The 5,241-nt window shown below is 44.7% G+C and carries 2 protein-coding genes and 1 pseudogene; 1 reads left to right on the top strand and 2 read right to left on the bottom strand.

Annotated elements, in window-relative coordinates; genetic code table 11:
* A partial coding sequence (locus tag V7659_RS21300) for a Gfo/Idh/MocA family protein (RefSeq protein WP_420491755.1) occupies window positions 1-567 on the top strand: 567 nt, incomplete at its 5' end.
* 229 nt (window positions 568-796) lie between these two features.
* Here V7659_RS21300 and V7659_RS21305 read toward each other — a convergent pair.
* Window positions 797-2,368, bottom strand: a complete 1,572-nt coding sequence (locus V7659_RS21305) for a SagB family peptide dehydrogenase (RefSeq protein WP_335542086.1) — start codon at window positions 2,366-2,368, stop codon at window positions 797-799.
* Between the two features lie 23 nt (window positions 2,369-2,391).
* A pseudogene (locus V7659_RS21310) lies at window positions 2,392-4,304 on the bottom strand (TOMM precursor leader peptide-binding protein).
* Window positions 4,305-5,241 lie beyond the last annotated feature (937 nt).

Consider the following 5,241-nt stretch of genomic DNA (forward strand, 5'->3'; position numbering starts at 1 on the left):
CCTTATTATTTAACCGCATTAGTAGCTCTTTTAGGACCTATTAAACGAATTTCTGGATCTGCTCGGATTAGTTATCCGGAACGAACCATCACTAGTAAACCTAAAGAAGGAACCAAAATTCAAGTATCCACCCCTACACATCTATCAGGTGTGATCGATTTTGTCTCAGGTGTCATCGGAACCATTACAACAAGCTTTGATGCCTTTGGCGGAACATCCCTGCCACCTATCGAAGTCTATGGCAGTGAAGGTACTTTACTCGTTCCTGATCCAAATACGTTTAGCGGTCCTGTACGGATAAGAAAACGTGACGAAAAAGAATTCGCGGAGGTTCCGCTTTCTTATGGATTTGCCCAAAACAGCAGAGGGCTTGGTGTCGCTGATATGGCAAAAGCGATCCTCGAAGACGTCAACTATCGAGCAAATGGCGAATTAGCATACCATGTTTTAGAAGCGATGCACGGACTAATTGAATCATCGAAAAAAGGAACACACTATATCATGGAAAGCACCTGTGACAGACCTGAATCTGAGTCTGAAGTATTACAGTTTGCTGAAGAATTTTAGAGTGCTTACCATACTTATTTTGATTCTTTCTCAGAAAAATAAGAGTCTTCTTTTGTATGGGGAGACTCTTTCCTGTTCTCTGTGCTAAGGTGTGTTTTCGAATAAGACAATCCTAAACTATCTAAACATAAAAAAGTCTTAACTCCTTTAAGCAGTTAAGACTTTATAATATTTATTATTTATTGTTCAGGGTTGAATCATATTTTAGCAATCATTAAATCTATTAATCCTAACTTTTCAAGGATCCTTTTAACCAAGGTCTATGCCGATAAGGACCAATTGGAATTTGGATTAGACTGGTTAGTCCATGTGGTTCCATTTTGTAAATCTCATCACACAAGTTTGCATCAAATCCGAGAAGTGGGTGCCCTCCCATTCCAAGGGCAGAGGCCGCTAACAGTAACCGTTGCACGAGCATGCCTGCTTCCATTTGTTGGATTCGATATCCTCTGTATCCCAGGGCCGTTCTGAACGATTCCCTATCTCCTGCCACATGTAGGCAAAGCGGTACTTGAAGTAAATTAACATTATCTAGAGACATTCCGGATTGCAACTGGAGTCGATAATCTCCAGGATGTACCTTTCGTAACTCATGAGTAGTGCTGTCATAATAATAGGCTCCATTTGGAATACCTTCAACATTATATAAACAGCCATACAATGAAACACGAGGCTCGTTCTTCCAATTTGCTCCATCCAAATCATTCCGATACGAGAAGGATGCGGTCGCTTCCTGCATTAGTGTGGCCAGTTGAATTTGACTCACCTTTCCCAAAACAAAATCCATATCCAGTGAAAATCTCTTTCGGCAGGCTGACGCCAAATCATAAGATAATCGGTTCACTTGAGGCAGAGCTTCCGCTTGACCGTCAAAATTCAAACTCTCCTTCGCCTCAATGAACCGAAACGTTTGCGTTGTTTCCAGCAAGGACGCTTCATTCAATTTGGTCAACATCGGATACTCTTTGACCCTCTTTGACCGGACGTAATGATTGGGCTGAATCGCTGTTAATTCTCGGCACAATTCTGCGGAAGTGATGTCTATTTCATTCCCATTTGTAGACCAGATCGTTGGTTCTACGGAAAGCGGAATAACCGCATAAACACTCTCCTCCTGTTCGGAAAGCCCAACAAGATGGTTAATGGCCCGATCAAGAAACTGGAAGTAAACCCCCGTTGCAAAGCCAAAACGTTTCGCCACTTCCAGCAACTGTCCAATCACCACGCCGGCATCCAACCCTTGCAGACGGTAAGAAAAGTTATTGTATTTAAAGAAATTTTTCCAAAACAAGGTCGACACAAACACAGAACCAAAACAAGAAGACACATCACAACGATTCCCAAGTGCACGGGCTAGATATGAATCAAAATTTCCTTCTCGTAACAATACCAAGCGGTGATGAGCCACATCATAATGGTACACCCCAACAGGCAAATCCTCTATCTTAAGATAAACATATAATTCGTTTGGATATAATGCCCCGCCAGAAGGAGCGAACCGCCGATACGACTGTACTAGATTCGCCGATACAGCTGTGGAATCCAAGGAAAAGACTGACTGGCTAACTTGTGTAAGACCATATACATACCAGAGAAAATGACCAATTTTGCGAAGATCAGGCTTTATGGGCGGTTCTAGTTCCTCAAGTGTTAGCGGTACTTCAAGAGAAAATGGTACTTCTGGCAAGCCGCGGTAAAGCTTATAAGGAAGTGGCGCATCTTCCCAATCCACTTCCCAATTAGGTACGCTTGCCTTATCAATGTCAAAATGTAAATTGAGCAAAAACTCCTCTAGACTCATCCTCCTTGCCTCCTAGTCGCCGCTTATGGAAACGGATGTGGATGTGGGTTTAGTTGATCAAGTGTCAACGGTTGTTTTGAGTATCCGAGTTCCATCGGTACCCGGAGCACCCGCTCTAGCCCAGTTACGCGGGTAAGATGTTGTCCGAATGTCATCGGCAGCATCCCCGGAATCAGTACCTTCACGCAATAAAGTCCGTTCCGTTTCAATTCTGGTGCCGTCTGGTCAACCACAATCACATCAAGATTTAATTGACGAAAAACTTGAAGAATGTCTTGCAGTTCATCTGTAAGGTCGGTATGCCTCGACATCCACTTAAATTCCTCTGCAAATGTTCTTAGTGAACGATTATCTTCAAGTAAAAAATCCAGACGCTTTTCCGCTTGCGGCAAACCGTACAGCATGCCATGATCATCCATCTGTTGGACCAGAGATGAATCTTGCAGCATACGGCTATACTCTTCCTGGTTCGACTCCAATTTCTCATCTAGGGTCAGCATCATGCCAGCCAACTCATGGACCGCACTTTTAACCGCCCTTATCGGGTCAAGATGTGCACCAGCAGCACAGATAAGATTCAATCCCTTTTCTTTCCTGTTTTTAGCAATCGCACAAATACTCGGAATTCCGTGCTCCATCGTCGAATTATACAAATACAAATCATATCCTGCGACTGCCCGCATACGTTCGATCATTAACTGCAATTCTTGGTCGTCAGCAGAAGATGGGTCAAGTCGCGGCAGTTTCAGTTGTGCGTACCAAGTCATCAGAAATGAATCCCGCTCCACCACTTCCATAATTCCGTAGAAAATAGCCTCTTCCAAACTCCCCCCTAAGGCGCATCCGTTGGAAGTTTCATAGACAAATCCACGCTGCCCACCGCCCAAGCNNCTTCCAAAAACGAATGACCCCATACCCAATTCATTGGTTTTTCAGGATTAAACGGTTGAAAAGGAAAACCAAGCTGCTCATACTGTTCCTTTGCATGTACACCTACTTTAATCGGATTGAGTGCCCTATTTTGCAAATTGCGGAAACTATCAAAGACAACGGTACGTTTCCCGCGTGGCTCTAGACCGCAGTACCGCTCCAGTCCTTCTAAAATAGCAGTCAACTCACTTACCTCATATGAATTTGTCCTGCCTGCTGTTCCCTCATCCCCCTCGAACAAAGGCAGATTTACACTGACATCGGCAAAGGGTGGCACTAAATCGACCATTTTACCATTCAAAAGGCCAGTTCGATGATCTAAATAGTCTTTAGTTAAAACTTTATTTAGATCTTCCAACGAACGACAGCGATAACTGTCGGGGCTGACCTTAGGACTTGGCTGCAATGAGATTCGAGCAGTTTTTTCCGAATCATCGGGTAATTGGCTGCAAACTGGACACAACGGGTCAGGGAGAAAGGAATGCCATGAACTCGATAATGTTTTCAAATTGATTAAACATACCTGGCCGTCCGAAAGAGCATGATTACCTTGTAAAATTCGTTTAACCTCCGCCCTGAGTTGATAGGCCAGTTGCGAGAGTCCCGTGTTCGATACAAATCCTTCAGGCTGCATGCTTCTAAACTCCTTCAGCCTTTGCTGAATCCCCCACATCTCTTTTCGGTCGCGTCCAGCCATGAGACGTCTCAAATCCGCGCACTGAGAACACCCCGGGGTCCCTGGTCGAACTAGCGGCCCCACCACACCCTCTCCAAATGATAGGAAGCCTCGCAGCCAAGGCGTCCCTGTTCGTCGAAACATCTCTTCTGCCTTTTGATGAACAGAAGGATTCCAGGCATCCTGAAGAACCAGAGCCAAATCAGTTTTTTTCGGTACCACCGCTTCGAATTCGGACTGGCGAACTACATGGTAATGGGCGAAAAGTTCTTCGCACACACTTTCTGCCACCACCCCTTCTCCTATAACCAAAACGACAGCAGCGCTCACCCAAATTCCTCCTCTCGAAGAAACACTCCGAACACCCCAGCCAAACCTTCTTTTAAAAATGGTTCAATTTCTTGTTCAAACACCGAAAGCTGCTTATGATTTTGCTTCAAGACATCCATAGCGGACTGCAAGTCCTCGGATTGTATCCTCTCTTCACAAGCAGGGATGACAATGCTTTGTGACACCTTTTCTTCAAGACGCAAGGACGATTCATCAAATGCTTGCGATGTAATGCTGCCTTCCGGGTTTTGTACTTTGTTAAGAGCTTGTTGTAACACATTTCGTAACGCCATTGTTATATTCAAATCTACGCTGCGAAACCATCCGTCACTCGTACTGACCCATACCACAGGGAAACCAGACACTTCCTCTCCTAACCCGATAAGCGGTGCTCCCTGCATCGTAGTTAGTGACTGCAAATAAAACCGGCAACGTTCATCCTCTACAGCACTCAACTGTACCCGCGAGATCGATAACTTCTGATCACGCTGTTGAATGTTCAATTCTTTGTCCAAACACTTTTGTAACCCACGGCAAACACCTTCTGCAAACGTTTCTCCTGCACCANNTCCCATTCTAGTTTTCTACCCTCTGCTTTCTGATATGGAAGTAGATTTGTAACGCACAAATCAATCATTCGTGAAGCATATGCTTCAATCCCAGCCAGACCAGCTTCCCTTCGTGCCTCTTCATGTGTCAGACCTGAACAAACAATATCACTTAACAGTTCAGCAGGTCCCTCCGACAACAGATCGACTGCCTGAACACGACACTGAGCTAACGGCAGCTGTATTAATTCCTCCTCCCCCCATCGATGGAAAATCCCCGCCTCCTTTGATGTCAACTGGTAGAAGTATAGAAGCAACTTACTTGGCTCACCAGTGCTTAATTCCTGTTCAAGTCGTCTATCATAATCGCCAACCCATTTAGTTGATAT

The organism is Neobacillus drentensis, from assembly GCF_036966985.1.
Classification (GTDB): domain Bacteria; phylum Bacillota; class Bacilli; order Bacillales; family Cytobacillaceae; genus Neobacillus; species Neobacillus drentensis_E.

Coding starts and splice junctions, on each gene's coding strand:
- V7659_RS21305 (WP_335542086.1), bottom strand. CDS start 2,368: ATGAGTCTAGAGGAGTTTTTGCTCAATTTACATTTTGACATTGATAAG.